The 17,708-nt window shown below is 72.7% G+C and carries 18 protein-coding genes; 7 read left to right on the forward strand and 11 right to left on the reverse strand.

Going from position 1 to position 17,708, the window contains the following annotated elements; translation table 11 throughout:
• Window positions 1–252 precede the first annotated feature (252 nt).
• Window positions 253–879, reverse strand: a complete 627-nt coding sequence (locus C8E97_RS07635; RefSeq protein ID WP_121002951.1) for a hypothetical protein — start codon at window positions 877–879, stop codon at window positions 253–255.
• A 78-nt stretch (window positions 880–957) separates the two neighbouring features.
• Window positions 958–1,368 (reverse strand): MarR family winged helix-turn-helix transcriptional regulator, encoded by a 411-nt coding sequence (locus C8E97_RS07640; RefSeq protein ID WP_121002954.1) that lies wholly within the window; start codon window positions 1,366–1,368, stop codon window positions 958–960.
• 307 nt (window positions 1,369–1,675) lie between these two features.
• Here C8E97_RS07640 and C8E97_RS07645 point away from each other — a divergent pair, with 307 nt between their 5' ends.
• Window positions 1,676–2,476 (forward strand): SAM-dependent methyltransferase, encoded by an 801-nt coding sequence (locus C8E97_RS07645; protein WP_121002956.1) that lies wholly within the window; start codon window positions 1,676–1,678, stop codon window positions 2,474–2,476.
• A 10-nt stretch (window positions 2,477–2,486) separates the two neighbouring features.
• Here the strand turns inward: C8E97_RS07645 and C8E97_RS07650 are convergent, their stop codons facing one another.
• Genes C8E97_RS07650 through C8E97_RS07660 form a run of 3 tightly spaced genes read right to left on the reverse strand, consistent with a single transcriptional unit; the run spans window position 2,487 to window position 5,142 of the window.
• Window positions 2,487–3,734 (reverse strand): mannosyltransferase family protein, encoded by a 1,248-nt coding sequence (locus tag C8E97_RS07650; protein WP_121002958.1) that lies wholly within the window; start codon window positions 3,732–3,734, stop codon window positions 2,487–2,489.
• Window positions 3,734–4,144, reverse strand: a complete 411-nt coding sequence (locus tag C8E97_RS07655; RefSeq protein ID WP_121002960.1) for a GtrA family protein — start codon at window positions 4,142–4,144, stop codon at window positions 3,734–3,736. The genes C8E97_RS07650 and C8E97_RS07655 overlap by 1 nt, the downstream gene beginning before the upstream one ends.
• Window positions 4,141–5,142: a glycosyltransferase family 2 protein gene (locus C8E97_RS07660; protein ID WP_121002962.1), complete on the reverse strand. Its 1,002-nt coding sequence runs from the start codon at window positions 5,140–5,142 to the stop codon at window positions 4,141–4,143. The genes C8E97_RS07655 and C8E97_RS07660 overlap by 4 nt, the downstream gene beginning before the upstream one ends.
• A 151-nt stretch (window positions 5,143–5,293) precedes the next feature.
• Between C8E97_RS07660 and C8E97_RS07665 the strand changes: the two genes are divergently transcribed.
• Window positions 5,294–6,451, forward strand: a complete 1,158-nt coding sequence (locus C8E97_RS07665; RefSeq protein ID WP_246018733.1) for an acyltransferase family protein — start codon at window positions 5,294–5,296, stop codon at window positions 6,449–6,451.
• A gap of 56 nt (window positions 6,452–6,507) precedes the next feature.
• Here the strand turns inward: C8E97_RS07665 and C8E97_RS07670 are convergent, their stop codons facing one another.
• Window positions 6,508–7,698, reverse strand: a complete 1,191-nt coding sequence (locus C8E97_RS07670) for a trypsin-like serine peptidase (protein ID WP_246018735.1) — start codon at window positions 7,696–7,698, stop codon at window positions 6,508–6,510.
• 204 nt (window positions 7,699–7,902) lie between these two features.
• Complete coding sequence (locus C8E97_RS07675; RefSeq protein WP_121002964.1) at window positions 7,903–9,123, reverse strand: alpha/beta hydrolase family protein; 1,221 nt, start codon at window positions 9,121–9,123, stop codon at window positions 7,903–7,905.
• Window positions 9,124–9,415: 292 nt separating this feature from the next.
• Between C8E97_RS07675 and C8E97_RS07680 the strand changes: the two genes are divergently transcribed.
• Window positions 9,416–10,237 (forward strand): SAM-dependent methyltransferase, encoded by an 822-nt coding sequence (locus C8E97_RS07680; RefSeq protein WP_170211685.1) that lies wholly within the window; start codon window positions 9,416–9,418, stop codon window positions 10,235–10,237.
• 98 nt (window positions 10,238–10,335) lie between these two features.
• Here C8E97_RS07680 and C8E97_RS07685 read toward each other — a convergent pair whose 3' ends face one another.
• The 3 genes from C8E97_RS07685 to C8E97_RS07695 all read right to left on the reverse strand — a co-directional run bounded on the left by C8E97_RS07685 (window position 10,336) and on the right by C8E97_RS07695 (window position 12,901).
• On the reverse strand, window positions 10,336–11,178 hold the full coding sequence (locus C8E97_RS07685) for an SDR family oxidoreductase (protein WP_246018737.1): 843 nt from the start codon (window positions 11,176–11,178) through the stop codon (window positions 10,336–10,338).
• An 85-nt stretch (window positions 11,179–11,263) separates the two neighbouring features.
• The gene (locus C8E97_RS07690) at window positions 11,264–11,842 is read right to left on the reverse strand and encodes a DUF1062 domain-containing protein (RefSeq protein WP_246018739.1); all 579 of its coding nucleotides are present in this window, start codon (window positions 11,840–11,842) and stop codon (window positions 11,264–11,266) included.
• 471 nt (window positions 11,843–12,313) lie between these two features.
• Entirely contained in the window at window positions 12,314–12,901 is a 588-nt protein-coding gene (locus C8E97_RS07695; protein ID WP_121002968.1) for a GrpB family protein, read from the reverse strand.
• A gap of 154 nt (window positions 12,902–13,055) precedes the next feature.
• Here C8E97_RS07695 and C8E97_RS07700 point away from each other — a divergent pair, with 154 nt between their 5' ends.
• Both C8E97_RS07700 and C8E97_RS07705 read left to right on the forward strand, forming a co-directional pair.
• Entirely contained in the window at window positions 13,056–13,424 is a 369-nt protein-coding gene (locus C8E97_RS07700) for a nuclear transport factor 2 family protein (protein ID WP_121002970.1), read from the forward strand.
• A 64-nt stretch (window positions 13,425–13,488) separates the two neighbouring features.
• Window positions 13,489–13,842: a DUF1330 domain-containing protein gene (locus C8E97_RS07705; RefSeq protein WP_121002972.1), complete on the forward strand. Its 354-nt coding sequence runs from the start codon at window positions 13,489–13,491 to the stop codon at window positions 13,840–13,842.
• 55 nt (window positions 13,843–13,897) lie between these two features.
• Here C8E97_RS07705 and C8E97_RS07710 read toward each other — a convergent pair whose 3' ends face one another.
• Window positions 13,898–16,630, reverse strand: a complete 2,733-nt coding sequence (locus C8E97_RS07710; protein WP_211346940.1) for a helix-turn-helix transcriptional regulator — start codon at window positions 16,628–16,630, stop codon at window positions 13,898–13,900.
• Window positions 16,631–16,775: 145 nt separating this feature from the next.
• Here C8E97_RS07710 and C8E97_RS36675 point away from each other — a divergent pair, with 145 nt between their 5' ends.
• Both C8E97_RS36675 and C8E97_RS07715 read left to right on the forward strand, forming a co-directional pair.
• Window positions 16,776–16,943 carry a hypothetical protein gene (locus C8E97_RS36675; RefSeq protein WP_342776198.1) on the forward strand — a complete coding sequence of 56 codons (168 nt, stop codon included), beginning with the start codon at window positions 16,776–16,778 and terminating at the stop codon, window positions 16,941–16,943.
• 11 nt (window positions 16,944–16,954) lie between these two features.
• Window positions 16,955–17,365, forward strand: a complete 411-nt coding sequence (locus C8E97_RS07715) for an NUDIX hydrolase (protein ID WP_342776199.1) — start codon at window positions 16,955–16,957, stop codon at window positions 17,363–17,365.
• The last annotated feature ends 343 nt before the right edge of the window (window positions 17,366–17,708 follow it).

Genomic DNA, 17,708 nt, shown 5'->3' on the forward strand with positions numbered 1-17,708 from the left:
CACTTCGCGGCACACCCGCCGGCGCTCGGCCGCGCGCCTGCCGCGGGCAGTCGCCGGCCCTCCGGAGCGGTACCGCGCGGTGCGGCCGGCCTCCGGGGCGGTACCGCGCGGTGCGGCCGGTCGGCCGGGCGGTGCCGGACGGCGGCGCGCCCACCCGCGTGCCGCCGCCGTCGGGCGCGGAACCTCTCCGCCCGGCGCGGAACCCCTCCGCCCGGCGCGGAACCCCTCCGCCCGGCGCGGTGCCCGACCGCGCTACGCGCTCATGCGCCAGTGCACGACGTACCCGGCGGCCTCGGCGGCGATCAGCGCGTCCAGCTTCGCCAGGTTCGTCCGCTTGGCCATCCGGAACGCCCGCCCCCGCCGCGCGTCCAGCACCAGCGGTGTCGCGCCGGGCAGGGTGTCCGCCACCGTGCGCTGGAGGATGCGCAGGCCCACGTTCGCCGACTCCTGCGTCATCTCCCGCTCCTTGAGGTACACCAGCACGGCCGCCGTCGAGCCGTCCGGCATCCGCAGGCCCAGGTGCGGGCGCACCCGCAGCGACAGCTCGCCCGCCGACCACCGCGTGGCCGACACCGGCACGCCGGTCGCCCGCGTCGCCTTCAGCCAGGGCAGGAAACCCGCCCGGACCTCCTCGAACGCCCGCAGCTGCCCGTTGCGCGACGCCGAACGCACCGCGCGGTCCAGCTCGGCGTCCGGGTCGGGCGAGTTCGCCGCGCGGCGCATCGCGTCCCGCACGGGGTTGTAGAACCCGCACACCCACGGGTCCGACCCCAGGTACACGTCCCGTTGCTCGGAGACGATGCTGATCCGGCCGCGCTGGCCGCTCATGACGTACTCGGTGAACGACAACGCGGTGACGCTGACCGGTTCCACGACCACGACGGGCTCCCCTCGCAGATCGAACTTACGTTCGAATTCTACCCGTCGGGTACGACAATCCGGGGTGGCGAACGGGTGCTAGGCGAGGACCTTCGACAGCAGCGGCCCGAGGTCGGGATCGGCCGAGACCTCCTCGAAGACCGCCTCCAGCGTCTCCTCGAAGAAGGGCCCCGCGCTGCGGTAGACCGCCCGCCCCTCGCCGGTGATGCGGCTGTAGACACCGCGCCGGTCGGTCTCGCAGACGTACCGCGTGGTCAGGCCGGACCGCTCCAGCCGGGCGACCAGCCGGCTCACCGAACTCTGGTTCAACCCCACGACCCCGGTCAGCTCCTGCATCCGCAGCTCGCCGCCGGGCGCCTCGTGCAGCGCGCCCAGCGCCGTGAACTCCGACATCCCGAAGTGGAACCGGCGCTGCAACGCGCGCTCCAGGCTCGCGTCGACCCGGTTGTGCAACGCGCGGAGGTCGGACCACGTGGCGCGGACGGACACCTCGACCCCTCCCCGGAGTTGCGGGTACGGGTCCGCATACTACGTCGAACAGCCGACGACCAGGGCGGACCGCCCCGGCGGGCCCCCGCACCGCGGGCCCCGGCCCGGACCCCGGCCGCGGCCACCTGGCACGCCGGTCGACGCCCGCGCCGCACGCCCGCCTCGACGGCCGCCCGGCGCACTGACGTACCGTCGCGTCCGACCCACCCGGCCCGGCCCCCCGCACGGCCGGCCGGGTGCGCCCGAACGATCGCGCGGGCGTGGGGGTACCCGCCACCCACGACCGGCCGGCACGAAAGGTGTGCTCATGGGGGAGCGCCCGGACATCGACCTGACCAGGCCGAGCGCGGCTCGGGTCTACGACTACTACCTCGGCGGCGCGCACAACTTCGCGGTCGACCGCGAGATGGCGCGCAAGGCCGTCGAGCTGTGGCCGGACCTGCCGCTGATCATGCAGGCCAACCGGGCCTTCCTGCGCCGGGCCGTGGAGTACTGCGTCGCGCGCGGGGTGCGGCAGTTCCTCGACCTCGGCTCGGGCATCCCGACCGTCGGCAACGTCCACGAGGTGGCCCGCAGGGTGGCGCCGGACGCGCGCGTGGTCTACGTCGACCACGACCCGATCGCCGTCACCTACAGCCGGAACATCCTCGGCGACGACCGGCGGACCGCCGTGGTGCAGGAGGACCTGCGCCGCGCGTGCGACGTCCTCGCCGCGCCGGAGGTGCGCGGCCTGCTCGACTTCGACGAGCCGATCGCCGTGATGATGGTGGCGGTGCTGCACTTCGTGCCGGACGAGGACCGGCCGGCCGACGTCGTCGCCGCCTACCGCGACGCCGTGCCGCCGGGCAGCCACCTCGTGGTCTCGCACGCCACCCACGAGGGCCAGGACGCCGAGGCGGCCGACAGCCACCAGGACCTCTACCGCAAGCGCACGGCGACCCCGATGACGATGCGCTCGACGGAGGAGGTCCGCGCGCTGCTCGCCGGCTGGGAACCGGTCGAGCCGGGCGTCGTGCACCTGCCGCTGTGGCGGCCGGCGTCCCACGAGGACGTGACCGACCGCCCCGAGCGGTTCGCCGGGCTGGCCGTGGTGGGCCGCAAGGGCTGAGCGGACCCGCTCAGCCCGCCCAGATCCCCGCGACGAAGAACAGGAACACCGCCGCCTGCACCAGCGTCGTCGTGTACAGCCAGCCGTACAGCACCGGCCGCAGCGCGCGACGGCGCTGCGCGGCCAGCACCATCGCCACGTAGATCACCAGGCACGGCAACAGGTACCGGTGCACCGAGACCACGTTGCTGTTCAGCGTGAACATGACGAACGACGCCAGCCCGAACGCGGCCAGCGGGATGCCGTCCTTGCGCAGCGCCACGAACACGTACACCGACGACGCGAGCAGCACCACGAGCCCGACCAGCGGCAGCAGGTGGCTGAGCACCTGCCAGTTGTTCGGCCGCCCGCTCGCCAGCGCCTCCCACGAGGCCGACACCTCGGTCGCCAGCGTGCCGGGGATGTTGAAGTTCGTGACGTGGTAGCCCCACGTCGACACGGTGTCGTAGGCGTGGAACATCGCCAGCGGGTCACCGGTGACGACTTGGAGCACCACCGCGTACGCCACGACGCCCAGGCCCGCCGCCGGGAACCACAGCAGGTGCCACGACAGCAGGCCGCGGAGCTTCCAGTCCCTGGACCGGAAGAACTCCAGGAAGCACAGCCCCACGAACAGCACGGCGGTGATGCGCGTGGCGGTCAGCGGGATCAGGCACAGCCCCATCCACACCCACTGCCTGCGCAGCGCGAACAGGAACGCCCAGAACCCGAGCGCGCAGAACACCGCCTCGCTGTAGAAGCCGTGCAGGAAGAACGCCGTCGGCGCGGTCAGGAACGCCGCCACGGTCAGCCAGGCAGCCCGCTCGCCGGTCACGAAGTGCCGGGCGATCTTGAGCAGCGCGGTCGCCGCGCACCACGACGCGATCCCGTTGACGATCATGCCGACGGCCAGGAAGCCCAGCTTGCCGAAGGTGATCGTCTCCAGCAGCCACACGCAGAACGGGAAGAACGGGTAGAACGCGTGCACCCACGGCGTGGCCTCGTTGGCGTAGCCGCCGTTGGCGATCTGGTGGAAGTTCTCGGAGTCCCACCGGTAGGTGTGCGACAGCAGGGTCGCGTCCGGCCCGAGCACCTTCACCGGGTAGCCCTCGCCGATCGGCAGGGTGCCCTGGAACAGCACGGCCACCGCCGTCAGCACCGCGTGCCAGGCGAACACCAGGGCGAACGCGCGGGCCCAGTCCGAGGTCAGCGGCGAGCGCCGCCGGGCCGGCCCCGCGCTCGGCGCGGTGGTGGCGGTCGGCGTGATCAAGTCCGTCATCAGGCGGTTTCCTTCTGTCTGAACACCAGCCTGTTGTAGAGGGTGTAGTTCCACACCAGGTTGAAGACGAGCGCGGCCAGCTTCGGCCCGACCAGGGCGACGAGCTCGTGCGTGCCCGCGAACGCGCCGCTGGTCAGGCTGATCAGGATCGGCTGCACCACCCACAGGCCGAACGCCGTGACCAGCACGAACAGCACCACCTGGGTGCGCACGTCACCGGTCCGGGCGCGGAACGTGAAGGAGCGGTTCAGCGTGAAGCTGCACGCCATGCCCGCGGTGGTGGACAGCAGGTTCGCCACGAACATCGGCAGGCCCGCGAGCGACAGCAGCGTGTACGACACCACGTCGACCAGCGTGTTCGCGACGCCCACCAGTCCGAACCGGACCTTGGTGGCCAGGGCGGGCCTCACCGCGCCGCGCCCGTCGTCGCGGGCAGCGGTTTCGCGGCGGTCCGCACCGCCGCCACGGTGTACAGCGGGCGGCCCTGCGCCTGCGCGTAGGTGCGGCCGATGTAGCTGCCCAGCACGCCCAGCATGGTGATCTGGATGCCGCCCAGGAAGAACATGCCGATGGTGATGAACGCCCAGCCGGGCACGGCCGTCTCCGGGGCGAGCAGCTTCACGCCCGCCACGTAGAGGATGCCGAGGAAGCTCAGGAACGAGATGAAGTAGCCGAGCCTGCTGATCAGCCGCAGCGGCGCGACGGAGAAGCCCAGGACGCCGTCCGCCGCGAACCGGAGCATCTTGCTCAGCGGGTAGCCGGTGACGCCCGCGTGCCGCTCGTCCCGGTCGAACAGCACGCCGGTCTGCCGGAAGCCGATGTAGCTGACCAGGCCGCGCAGGAAGCGGTCGCGCTCGCGGAACTTGCGCAGCTCGTCGACCACCTTGCGGTCGATCAGCCGGAAGTCGCCGGTGTTGCGCGGGATGTCGATCGAGGCGACCTTGCGCAGGAACCAGTAGAACGCGCTCGCGGTGAGCTTCTTGAACGCCGTGTCCCGCCGGGACCGCCGCTGCGCGTACACGACCTCGTAGCCCTGCTCCCACTTCTCGACCAGCTCCAGGCTGACGCGGGGCGGGTCCTGCATGTCGCTGTCCATGATGATCACGGCGTCCGCGTCGGCCAGGTCCAGGCCGGCGGTGACCGCCATCTGGTGGCCGAAGTTGCGGGCCAGCTCGATCACGGTGACCCGGTCGTCGGCGTCGGCCAGCGCCTGGAGGTGGACCAGCGAGTCGTCCTTGCTGCCGTCGTCGACGTAGATGAAGCCGACGTCGTAGCGGTCGGCCAGCTCCTCGGCGACCTTGGACACGGTCTCGTGCAGCAGCGCGATGTTCCCGGCCTCGTTGTAGATCGGGAAGACGTACGTGATCGTCTGCCGCGCCTGACCGGCGCGCGGTGCCTCGGCGGTCACAGGCCAACCGTCCTTCGTGTTCGTGGCAGGGGACACCCGGCCACCAGAGGCGAGCGGAATCGGCCCGAACTATACTTCCCCGGCCCAACCGGAGGCTTCCTCGGGTACGGTGTGCCGGCTTATGCCGCGTCACGTCGAAAGGGCTGTCCGGGTGCTCACCCACGCCGAGTTCATGGCCATGCGCCGGTTCCCCGCCCTCGACGGCCTGCGCGCGATCGCCGCGGTGATCGTCGTGGTGTCCCACTTCGCCGGCCCGGAGTGGACGTGGGTGTCCGGCTGGGTGGGCGTCTACGTGTTCTTCGTGCTCTCCGGCTTCCTCATCACGACCCTGCTGCTGCGCGAGCAGTCGACCAATGGCCGGATTTCGCTGAAAGCGTTCTACCTGCGCCGGGTGTTCCGCATCCTGCCGCCGTACCTGGTGATCCTCGGGTTCATCGTGCTGTTCTGCTGGTTGCGCGGGGAGTTCCACAGCCGGGCGTTCCCCACGGCGTTGCCGTACTACCTGACGTTCTTCAACGAGTTCCTGCCCGCGGTGAACTCGGGCGGTCCCGACAACTTCTTCAGCGGGTCGTGGACGCTGGGCGTCGAGGAGAAGTTCTACCTGTTCTGGCCTGCGCTGATGGTGGTCGTCGGGGTGGCGGCGGTGAAGCGGCGGATCGCCGTCGCGGTGGCCGCGCTGGCGGCGATGGTGCTGTTCATCCCGTTCACCGGCGGCTGGATCATGGACTACTCGCAGACGTTGCTCTACGAGTCGACCGTGCACTACGCGATCCTGCTGATCGGCGCGTTGCTGGCGATCCTCATGCACAACGAGCGCTCGTTCGCGTTCATCGCGCCGCTGACGCACCCGCTCGCCGCGATTCCGGTCGCGATCGGGTTCGTCGCCCTGCACGTGAACATGACGGATTTGTGGGCGAGCACGCGGAACAACCTGTGGCTGCTGCTCGGGTACGCCCTGCTGGTGGCGATGCTGCTGGTCGTGCTGGTGTCGCGCGGTCCGCTGCGGTGGCTGCTGTCGACCGCGCCGATGCGGTTCGTGGGCGACCGGTCGTACTCGCTGTACCTGATCCAGGGCGTCGCGCACTTCATCGTCGTGCTGACGATCCCGAGGTTCGCGATCAACGGCACCGCGACGGGCGTCGTGGTGATCCTGGTCTCACTGCTGATGGCCGACCTGGTCTACCGGTGGTGCGAGAAGCCCGCGATCGCGTGGGGCCGCGCCATCATCAACCGCCGCGGGCAGCGCCGCGCCGCGCGGCCGGAACCGCTGCCACCGGCCGCCGAGCCCGTTCCGGTGGCCGCGGGCTGACCGGGGGCCGGTACCGCACCGGGAGCGCGGTACCGGCCCGTCCGGGCCCGCTCGGCCTACGGGTTGGCCGGCCGGTTGTCGATCAGGCTCGCGATCTCCCGGTTCACCAGGCTGATCCGGGTACCCCAGTTCGGGCACCCGCCGAGGTGGTGCAGGGCGATCACCTTGTGCGACGAGGCGGCCAGCACCGGTGACCCGGAGTTGCCGCCGGAGGAGTCGCACCGGTAGCCGGTGTTCACGCCGGACGACACCACGTCGATCTTGCAGTACGCGCCGCCGTCGCGCTCCTCGTACAGGGACAGGCGCTTGGGCCTGGTGTCGCCGTGGCCGGGGATGTAGATGCGCTCGCCCGCCGTGGGTTCCCGCACGTCCAGGTACAGCGTGCCGTACTGCTGGATGGACGCGAAGTTGTTCACCGAGAACAGCGCGTAGTCCAACGCGCTCAGCGGACTGGACTTGATCAGCTCCAGGCCGCTGACCTTGGTGCCCGGCTTCGGGTTGGAACCGCCGCAGGTGGCGCACTGGTAGTCGAACTGGAACTCGCTGGCGCGCAGGTCGGCCGCGCTCTCCATGCAGTGGTAATTGGTGAGCATCCGGTTGGTGTTGCCGACCCGCCACGCCGTGCAGTGGCCGAGGCCGTTGAGCAGCTGCCGCGCGACCGCGCCGGACCGGGCGAACTCGGTGGGGTGGTTGTTCTGGTAGCAGACCACGTCGCGGCGGGCGTCCGTGCCGCAGACGCTGAGCGGCGCCGGGTTGGCGGCGGCGCGCTCGGGCTCGGTGAAGCCCCGGTAGTAGGAGTCGACGCGGGCGCCGAGCCCGCGCCTGCCGAGGGCGGCGGCGTCCGGCCGCTCCACCGCGGCGTGCAGGGTGACCACGGCGGTGTCGCCGTCGATCGACATCGCGGCGAACCCGCGCTTGCCGTGCACGGTGTGCGGTGAGTCGCCGGGGAACGCGCGCCGGGTCGGGTCGCCGTGGTAGGTGTGCACCTCGCGGCCCGTCGGGTCGGCCACGGTCACCCGGTCGCCGGGCGCCAGTTCGAGTGACGAGAAGTGCACCTTGAGGTAGGACGAGCCGGGCTCGGTGAGCACCACCTGCCAGGAGCGGCCGGTGGGCGCGTAGCGCAGGGACACGTCGGTGGTCTTCAGCTCACCCGCCGCGGCCACTGCGGCGGCGCGGGTGGGCGAGGGCGGTTCGGCCTGCGCCGGCGGGACGGTCGTCACGGGTAATGCCAGTGCCAGAGCGGCCACCACAGGCAGGGTTCGTGACCGGAACGACATGGCGCACCTCCTTGGAAAGGTCGTTTCCGTGCAGGGCGGCGGTGCCCGGCCCGATCCGGTGGGGGATCAGGCCGGACACGTACCGTCGCACGGCCGGAGGTCGCGGTTCCATCCGTCGAAGGGCCTGTTGTGCGGTGGGCCCGTCGGGCGGCGGCCGATCTCCGGGTGGTCGGGTCAGGGCACGAACCGGAACGGCGCGCGGGCGGGCACGTCGAACAGCGGCGTCGGGCGGTGGCGCAGGTGCGCGTCCAGGAACGCCGTGAGGTAGGTGCGCTGCACGCGCAGCGACCGCGCCGGGTCGACGGTGCCGATCGCCTCCACGCGCAGGTCATCGGGCAGCGCGGCCCCGAGCTGCGGCAGCACCGACTGGAGGTCGGAGTAGCCCAGGTGGCCGCCGTCGACCAGGGCGAGGTCGCGCTTCCAGCCGCGCTGGGCGGCCCAGAACTCCTGCCAGCTCCGGTCCACCGAGTCCGGCCCGTGCGTGTGGTCCTCCTTCGCCGAGGTCGTGCCCATGAGCAGGAACGGGCGGTCGACGCTGCGGGTCGTGCTCTCACCGGGTCGATACGGGTCGTCGAAGGTGGCGAACGAACCGTCCATGTTCACGCCCGCCTTGACGCGCGGGTCGAGCAGCATCACCTCGGCCGCCGTGAAGCCGCCGATCGAGTGCCCGACCATGCCCACGCGCCGCGGGTCGGGTGCGCGGAGGAGGCCGGCGGGCAGGCGGCGGCCCCCGGCGTCGGGGTTGCGGCCCGCCGCGAGGTCGGTGATCCGGTCCAGCACGAACCGCGTGTCGGCGATCCGGGCGTCGAGCACGGTGCGGGCGGTCTCCGGCACCCACGGCTGGTCGTCGGGCACGGCCACGCGGCCGTCGGGGAACCGGACCGCGCCGGACTCGTGGGTGTGCGACACGGAGACCACCAGGTAGCCGCGGCCGGCCAGGTCGTCGGTCAGCGTCGCGAAGACCTCGCGGGGCAGCCCGCCGCCGGGCGAGAACAGCACCACGGGCAGCGGGCCGCGCCGGCGGTCGACGGGCGCGTCGACGCGGGCCTGCCTGCGCACGCCCGCCACGTCGAGGGTCAGGCCCGGCAGCGACCGCAGGTCCCGGAACAGCGGCGTGTGGTCGGCGACCTCGGCGCTCACCCAGGGTGCGCGGGCGGCGTCGGAGGGCAGCGCCGGGTAGCTGACGGTCACCATCAGCTCGCGCCCGCGTTCGGGGTGCCAGGGGTCCGGGCGGCCGGCGTCGACCAGGTGCAGGTCGGTGGTGCCGACCGACGCCGCGCCGGACGGCGGCGGCAGTCGCGGTCGCACGGGCGCGGCGTGCGCCGTCCCGGTGAGCGTCCCCGCGAGAGCGGCGCACACACCCAGCGCCGCGAGGCGGACGAGCGTTCTGGACAAGGTGGTCCTCCCGGTCACGCGGACCGGCCGTGCGCCGGTCCGCGGTCATGATCACCAGCGGACCGGTGCGCGGTCGTCATCCCGTGGCCGCCTCGTCGTCGCCCTGCGGCACGACGGCGACCGCGACCAAAGGATGATCACGGCGTCGTCGTCGGCGACGCGGGCCCGCTCGGCGTCACCTCGGGCGTCGGCCCGGTGCGTCGGATCACCCCTGCGATCGCCCCGGCGCGGCGAGCCGCTTAGGCTCGCCGGTAAACCGAACACCGGTCACGTTCCTGGAAGGCCCAACACCGTGTCCTCCCCGTCTTACGAGCCGCGCAGCGACGTCGACCTCAGCGTGCCGTCGGCCGCCCGCGCCTACGACTACTTCCTCGACGGCGCGCACAACTTCGCCGTCGACCGCGCGTTCGCCGACCAGGTGCTCGACATCGCGCCCTCGGTGCCCGCCGTCGCCAAGCTCAACCGGTCGTTCCTGCGCCGGGTCGTGAAGTTCTGCCTCGACCAGGGCATCCGCCAGTTCCTCGACCTCGGCTCGGGCATCCCGACCGTCGGCAACGTGCACGAGATCGCCCAGCAGGTCGACCCGGCGTCCCGCGTGGTGTACGTGGACTACGAGCCGGTGGCCTACGCCCACGCCCGGCAGCTGCTGTCGGGCAACCCGTTCGCGACCATCGTCCAGGCGGACATCCGCGACCCCGGCACGATCCTCGACCACCCCGAGACGCGGCGGTTGATCGACTTCTCCGAGCCGGTCGCGCTGCTGATGGTGGGCGTGCTGCTGTTCATCTCCGACGAGGACCGGCCGGGCGAGCTGGTCGGGCGGTACCGGGAGCTGCTGGCGCCCGGCAGCTTCCTCGCGATCTCGCACATCGCGAGCGAGGAGGCGGGTCCCGAGCTCCAGGCGGAGGTGGCCCGGCTGGTGGGCGCCTACGCCGCCGCCGACGAGCACGTGTACGTGCGCACCCGGGAGGAGATCCTCGGCTGGTTCGACGAGCGGACCAGCCTGGTGGAACCCGGCCTGGTGTGCCTGCCGGACTGGCGTCCGGACAACCCGTCGGAGGCGTCGAGCCCGGCCCGGCTGCTCGGGTACGGCGGCGTGGCGCGGGTCGACTGAGACCGCGGCGACGGGCCGGGCGCGGCGGGGTTGCCGTCGGTGCTCGCCGCGCCCGAGGCGTCCGCGAGCGGCGCGGGACGGCCTCGGGCGCGGTGTCGTCAGCCGCCGAAGGCCGCGGCGTTCTCCCGCACCCACTGCTCGAAGGTGCGCGCCGGTGCGCCGGTCACCTCCTCCACGGTGGGCAGCACGGTGTAGCCGGCCTCCGGCGGGTCGGTCCGCATGGCGAGGAAGAACTCGATGTCCGCGGCGGAGTGGCCGGCCCGCCGCCACCGGGCGACGACCTCGTCCACGCCCAGCTCGACGTACCGCACCTCCCGGCCGAGGACCGCGCCGATCGTGCGCACCATCTCCGGCGGCGTCAGCACCTCCGGCCCGGTCAGCCAGTACTCCTGTCCCGCGTGGCCGTCGGCGGTCAGCGCGGTGGCCGCGACCGCCGCGATGTCCGCCTCGTGGACCAGGGCGCTGCGGGCGTCGGCGAACCCCTCGCGGACCACGCCCTCGGTGCGCACGGACTCCGCCCACTCCAACGCGTTGGCCATGAACTCCACCGGCGCCAGGTGCGTCCACTCCAGACCGCTCGCCTCGACGGCCTCCTCCAGCGGGCCCTTCGTCACGTCACCCCTGAGCACGGTGACCCGGCGCACGCCGGCGCCCTTCGCCACGTCCGCGATCTCCGCGCCGTTGGTGAGCGGTGCGAAGTCGGCCCCGTCGAAGCCGATCAGGTGCACGGCGTCGACACCGGAGAACGCCGCGGCCAGGCTCGCGGTGTCGGCGAGGTTGCCGGCCACCGCCTCCGCGCCCGCCGGGAGGTTCGCCTTCGCCGGGTCGCGGGTGAGGGCGCGGACCCGGTGCCCGGCCGCCAGCAGTTGCGCCACCAGCGGGCGGCCGACGGTGCCGGTCGCGCCGGTCACGAGCACGGTCATGGGGTTGGCTTTCGTCATGGGCCCGACGCTAGGGGCATTCGCGGTCACCCCCTGCCCTCGATCGGTGCGAGGACAGGGGATGGCGGTGCGCGGGGGCGGGCCGCTACGGCCGTTCCGCGCCACGGGACGGTGGCGGTGTGCGGCCGACGAAGAAGGTGAAGTCCGCGCGGACCTTGGCGTCGACGCCCGTGGGCAGGTGGAAGAGGCCGGCGTCGACCATGCCCCGCACGGCGGACCGGCTCAGGCCAAACCCGGCCGTGAGCAGCTTCCCGACCCGGATGGGCGCGGGCAGCTCGAACCTGACGACGACCGCGAGGGGCGTCGGGTCCGCGCGGTCGAGCTCGTGGAACGGCAGGTCGGTCTCCAGCTCCCACGTGCCGCTCCAGTCGAGCCGGTACGCGGCCCGGCCGGCGAGCGCCGCGTCCGTGGCGAGGCTCCGCACCAGCGCCGGGTCGTTGGCCTCGAACCGCACCAGCCGCTCGTCGTCGAGCGCCTGCACGTGGATCCGTTCGTGGACGGGGATCTTCGCCGTCCGGCCGCACCGCTCGCAGCCGATGAGCATCCAGACGTCGAGCAGCTTTCCGTTCGCGTTGACCCGGAACTTCCCGGTGGGGTGGTGGCGCGTGGACCTGCACGACGCGCAAGTGCGGACGATGGCGGGCAGTCCCAGCTCCCGGACCACCCAGAGAGCTTTTCGGTCGACGTCGAGTCCGTGGTCGTCTGCGGGCACACGGGTACCGCGGGGATCACTCATGGCTTCGGCCATCCCAAGCATGTGGAGAGGCGTCAGGCAGCGTTTTTCCGCGCCGTGGACTGCCTCTCGGAACCAGTGGCGTAAGGCCGGGTGAACGCAGCACTCCGGCCGGCACGACGTGCACAGCACGTCGTGTGAAGGAAACCCACACCGATCACGGGGTGCGGGATTCGGGTGAAACGCCGGACCAGGACGGGGAGCAACTCGACCCGTCTTCATCCCGCGTGTGCGCCACTGATCAGATTTCCATGTCCGCCATGGTGGTCAGCCGGTGGATCGCGCGGCAACCCGTTTTTCGGGGCGGAGCCGACGGTGTCCCCGCCGCCCCTGACCGACGCGTGCGGGGTCAGGGGCGGCAGGGACACCGGTGTTCGGGGTACGGCTATGCGAAGTGAAGGCTCACAGCATGCCCGCCGCGCGGAACAGGCGGTCGTAGATGTCGCGGATCACGCCCTCCTTGCGCCGGTTGTAGTCCATCACGGTGCCGCCACCGGGCACGGCCGATCGCTTCGCGTTCTCGTAGAGCGCGCGGTCCTCGGGGTGGGTCCGCAGCCAGTCGCGGAACATGCGGTGGCGGATGACCTCCGGGCAGTCCGGGCCGAACACGTGCAGGTTGACCCTGGGGTCGGAGAGGCGCAGGGCGCGGTGCTCGTGGAACGACGGTTCGCGGATCACCAGGACGTAGCCGAGGGGTTCGAGCAGCGGCACGTAGGCGTCCTCGTCGCGGGGATCGGCCACGACGAGGTCGATGTCGATGACGTCCTTGGCCGTCAGCCCCTCGACGGACGTCGAGCCGACGTGGTCGACCTCCAGCGCCGCGTCGCCGAGCGCCGACCGGATGTCCGCCGCCAAGGCTTGGTAGCGGGCGGGCCACTCCGGGTCGTACGGGACGAGGACGACCGTTTCGGGTGCGGGAGGGCCCTGCACCCACGGGTCCTCGTCCGGGTCGATGTCGTGGTGGCGGGTGATCTCCTCGAAAGCAGGCACCCGACGAAATTAGTGACGCGCGCCGAAGCCGTCGACTCCATTTGCCCCCGGCGCGGCCCGGACGCGGAAGTACCTAAGCGTGACTGATTCCCGGTCGTCCGCGGTTCTCTAACTTCGTTCGTGACAGGAGAGCACGACCACTGAGGAGAGAGCCATGAGCGACGTGAACGAGCTGGTCCAGCGCTACCTCGCCGCCTGGAACGAGACGGACGCCGCCGCGCGGCAGGCGGTCCTGGCGGAGGTCTTCGGCGAGGACGCGGTCTACACCGACCCGCTGATCTCGGTCCGGGGCAGGGACGGGCTCGACGCCGCCATCGCGGGGGTCCAGGCGCAGTTCGGGGGGTTGGTCTTCAGCCTCGGTGGCGCCGTGGACGCCCACCACGACGTCGCGCGGTTCACCTGGCACCTGGGGCCTGCCGGCGGGGAGCCGATCGTCATCGGGTTCGACGTCGTCGTGATCGGCGACGACGGTCGGATCAGCCAGGTGCTCGGTTTCCTCGACCGGGTGCCGGCCGGGGTCTGAGCGTGTTCCGGGCGGACCGCTCGGCCGGTCCGCCCCGGCTGTCCGTCGACATGGAGGAGGAACCATGACCGCTTATGTGATCGCGCACCTTCGCGACCCGGAGGAATTCCACCCGGAGGTGCTGGAGTACATGGAACGCATCCAGGCGACGATGGACCCGTTCGCCGGGCGCTTCGTCGTCCACGGTGGAGCGGTGGACGTCCGCGAGGGCGAGTGGCCCGGAAGCGTCGTCATGCTCCGGTTCCCGTCGGTGGAGGACGCGCGGAACTGGTACGAGTCGGCCGCGTACCAGGCGATCCTGCCGCTGCGGGCGGACCACCTGGAGGGTGAGGTGATCATCGTCGAAGGCGTCGGGCCCGACCACGACGCGGCGGCGAAGGCCGCCGGGATCAGGGCTTCGCTGCCCGTCCGGGGGTGACGCGGCGGGGAGCCGAGGGCACGCGTCCGGGCAGCGCCTGTTCCGGGGCGGTGTCTCACCGCCCCAGTCGATCGGCGAGGTCCTTCAGCTCGCTCCGGGAGGCGACACCGAGCTTGGGGTACGCCTTGTAGAGGTGGTAGCCGACGGTCCGGTGGCTGAGGAAGAGCTGCGCGGCGATGTCGCGGTTGGACAGTCCCCGCGCGGCGAGCCGGGCGATCTGGAGTTCCTGCGGGGTGAGGCCGGCGGCCACCCCCTCGGCGGGCCGAGGTCCCCGCTCCGGCGCGCCGGTCGCGGTGAGTTCGCCGCGGGCGCGCTCGGCCCACGGCCGCATCCCGAGCCGCTCGAAGACCTCCAGGGCGTCCTGCAGCGAGCCGCGCGCCTCGGCCTTCCGCCGGGCCCTCCGCAGCCACTCGCCGTAGAGCAGCGCGGTCCTGGCGTGCTCCAGCACGCGGCCGTCCCGGTCGTGCAGCTCCAGGGCGGCGGCGTACAGCTCCTCGGTCCGGTCGTCGTCGGCGAGCAGCGCGCGGCAGCGCAGCACGAGCGCGTCGGCCCACGGCTGCCGCACCGACCCGGCCCACCGCTCGAAGCGCGCCAGGGGCTCGGCGGCGCGTTCCGGGGCCCCGACCCGCACGGCCGACTCCACCAGGTCGGGTGTCGAGCGGGTGGCGCAGATGTGGTGGCGCATCGGCTCGCGGGTCAGGCGCTCGAAGCGGGCGAGCGCCGACTCGACGCGGCCGAGGCCGAGGTCGAGCAGCCCGAGCGACCAGTGCGCCCACGGCGCGCCGGGGGCGGCGGCACCGGCGGTGGTGCCCGCCAGGCCCGCCTCGGCGTTGCGCCGGCAGGCCGCCTCGTCGCCCTTGGCGGCGTCGAGGTGGGCGAGCACGCTGCTGAACTGGCTGACCCACTGCTGCTGGCCGGTGTCGCGGGCGAGCCCGAGGGCCTCGGTCGCCGTGGCGAGCGCGTCCAGGTGCCGCCCGGTGAACACCTCGCCCTCGGCCATGAAGAACAAGGCCGTCGGCAGCCGCCCGGCGCCGCCCCTGGCGCGGTGCTCGGCGGCGAGCGCGGTCGCCAGCTCGTGGGCGTCGGCGTCCTGGCCCAGCGCGAGCGCCGCGCCGCAGAGGATCAGCAGCGCCTGGTCGGGCGCGCGGCCCCGCCGCCGCACCGCCGCGAGGGTGTCGGCCAGCGGCGGCGGTGGCCCGGCCCGGCCCTGGTCGAGGTGGGTGAGGTGGGCGCCGACCGGCGCGAGCGGGTCCGCGTCGTCCAGCGGCAGCGCGGCCAGCCGGTCCAGCGTCGCCGCGAGCTGCCGCTCACCCAGGTACCACGCGGTGTGGACGGCCTGGAGCACCAACGCGGCGGCCTGGCCGGGATCGGTGTCGCGGACGAGCGCGGCCCCGTCGAGCAGCGACCGGTGGGCGGAGGAGTAGGAGCCCTGCCAGAAGTCGGCGAGCGCGCGCACCTGGGTGATCCGCGCGTGCATCGCCGGGTCCTCGCCCAGCCGCCGTCCCGCGCGATCACCCAGGGCCCTGGCGCGCGCCAGGTCGCCCGCCTCCAGCGCGGCCTCCGCCGCCAGGGCCTCGCGGCGGGCGCGGTCGGCGGGCTCGGCGCTCAGGTGGGCGGCCCGCTCGTACGCCGCCGCGGCCGCCTCGTGGCCGCGGCGCTCGCGGGCGCGGGCGGCGGTCCGCTCCAGCGCGGCGGCGACCTCCTCGTCGACCCCGGTGGCGGCGGTCGCCAGGTGCCAGGCCCGGCGGTCGGCGTGCTCGGGCGAGTCCAGGGCGGCGGCGAGCGCGCGGTGGACGGCGAGCCGCCGCGCGAGCGGCGCGCGCTGGTGGACGGCGGCGCGGAGCAGGGGGTGGCGGAAGCGGATCGCGGCGCCGTCGGTGTCGTCGCGGCGCACCAGGCCCGCCCGTTCGGCGGGGGCCAGGTCCTCGACGGTCGCGCCCAGCGCGGCGGCGGCGCGCAGGACCACGGCCAGCTCGCCGGTCTCCTCGGCCGCCGCCGTCAGGAGCAGGCTCTGGCAGGTCTCCGGCAACCGGCTGACCTGGCCGTGGAAGGCCAGCAGGAGGCGGCTGGTGAGGGGGAGCGCGCCCGGCGAGAACGCGCTGCCGCGCTCGGCGGCCAGGGCGACCGGCAGCTCCAGCAGGGCCAGCGGGTTGCCGCCCGCCTCGGCGAGCAGGCGGTAGCGCAGGGCGGGCGCGAGCGGGTGCCGGTCGAGCAGGGCGGCGGCGGCCTCGGGGGCCAGCCCGGACAGGTGCAGCTCCGGCAGGCCGGCGGCGGGGAAGGCCCCCTCGCCGTCGCGGGCGGCGAAGATCAGGACCACGCCCTCGGCGTGCAGGCGTCGGGCGGCGAACAGCAGGGCGTCCCGCGAAGCCCGGTCGAGCCACTGCGCGTCATCGACGAGGCACACCAGCCCCGTCCCGTCCGCGTGCTCGGCCAGCAGGGAGAGCACCGCGAGCCCCACCAGCAGCGGCTCGGAGCCGGGGGCGGGCCCGAGCCCGAACGCCGCCTCCAGGGCCGCGCGCTGCGGGGCGGGCAGCGCGGGGAGGGACCCGAGCGCCTGGCGCAGCAGCAGTTGAAGTCCCGAGTACGGCAACTCCGCCTCGAACTCGACACCGGTGCCGCGGAGCAGCCGCAAGCCGCCCGCCGCCGCGGCGGCGTGGTCGAGCAAGGCCGTCTTGCCGATACCCGGCTCACCCCGAACCACAAGCGCCGAACTGCGCCCCGTCCGGGCTCCCGCCAGCAGCCCGGCGATCGCGTCCACCTCGGCCTGTCTCCCGCACAACTCCCCCATGATCACCATCCTGACACCTGCCCGGCGTAGCACGGCTCTCGTCACGCGACCCGAGAGGTCACCGGTCCGACCTCGACCATGATCCATCGCCGGGATGTCGACTGACCTGCCTCGGCGTGATCAACGCATCTTTCATCGTGCTTCGGTGAACGAGGGCATGGCAAAACCGCTGAAGGTTCGCGACGCCGGCCAGGTGGCGGAACATCCGAAGGAGCTGAGGTGGAACGTCCACAGGAAGCGCAGCGAATGGGTAGAGGTCGACCTCGTCGAGGTCGAACCGCCAGGTGTTGATCGTTTCGAGCACCAGTATTGAGACTCCACCAGGTGGCAGTCGCCCTGCTCCTGAACGCGCGTGAAGAGGTGCTGACACTGTGGCGCTACCGGTTCGCCGTTGATCAGTGGGGCTACGAACTCATAGGTGGCCTGGTGGAGGAGGGTGAAGATCCGGCTACTACGGCTGCGCGGGAGGCCGTGGAGGAGACCGGTTGGCGGCCGGTTGGCGAACCGGAGCATGTGGCAACCTTCCAGCCGCTGCCCGGCATGGTGGATGCTCCAGTGAATGCTTACATCTGGCGGCACGCCGATAAGGTCGGTGAGCCGACCGACGCAGAAGAGGCCGCGCGGATCGAGTGGATACCGATTGATCGGATGGGGGAACTCATCAAGCGCGGTGAAGTGCTCGGCTCGGGTGCGATCGTGCCGGTGTTGTTCTACCTGGCTTCCCGCAGTACCTGAGCTGCCGACGTCGAGGAGTTCCAGTCTGCGAGCGCTCGAACGGACCGACTGAGGTCTCGGCGCACAGCGGTCGGTCGATCTGCGAGCGCCCCCGGATGTGTCGTGGTCGAGCATGTCCGGGTGGTTCGACGTCGCGGCTTCACCCTCAGGCCGACCCCCGCCGCAAGGCCACCCGCGAAGCCTTGCCCGTGCTCAGGGAGCCAGCGTGGGACTCCGTCGGCTCCAGCATGAACGATCGAAGATCGACCCGCTTGTCCCCCTGACCGGTACGTGCAGGCCAGGGGGCCTGCTGATCCAGCGCCCCCGGCAGGATTCGAACCTGCGGCCTCGGGATTAGAGCGAG

The sequence above is a fragment of the Saccharothrix australiensis genome (assembly GCF_003634935.1).
Lineage (GTDB): Bacteria > Actinomycetota > Actinomycetes > Mycobacteriales > Pseudonocardiaceae > Actinosynnema > Actinosynnema australiense.

Excerpts from the sequence above, each read along its gene's own strand:
- C8E97_RS07645 (WP_121002956.1), top strand. The coding sequence starts at position 1,676 with ATGGGGGAGCGCCCGGACATCGACCTGACCAGGCCGAGCGCGGCTCGG.
- C8E97_RS07650 (WP_121002958.1), bottom strand. The coding sequence starts at position 3,734 with ATGACGGACTTGATCACGCCGACCGCCACCACCGCGCCGAGCGCGGGG.
- C8E97_RS07685 (WP_246018737.1), bottom strand. The coding sequence starts at position 11,178 with ATGACGAAAGCCAACCCCATGACCGTGCTCGTGACCGGCGCGACCGGC.
- C8E97_RS07700 (WP_121002970.1), top strand. The coding sequence starts at position 13,056 with ATGAGCGACGTGAACGAGCTGGTCCAGCGCTACCTCGCCGCCTGGAAC.
- C8E97_RS07705 (WP_121002972.1), top strand. The coding sequence starts at position 13,489 with ATGACCGCTTATGTGATCGCGCACCTTCGCGACCCGGAGGAATTCCAC.
- C8E97_RS07710 (WP_211346940.1), bottom strand. The coding sequence starts at position 16,630 with ATGGGGGAGTTGTGCGGGAGACAGGCCGAGGTGGACGCGATCGCCGGG.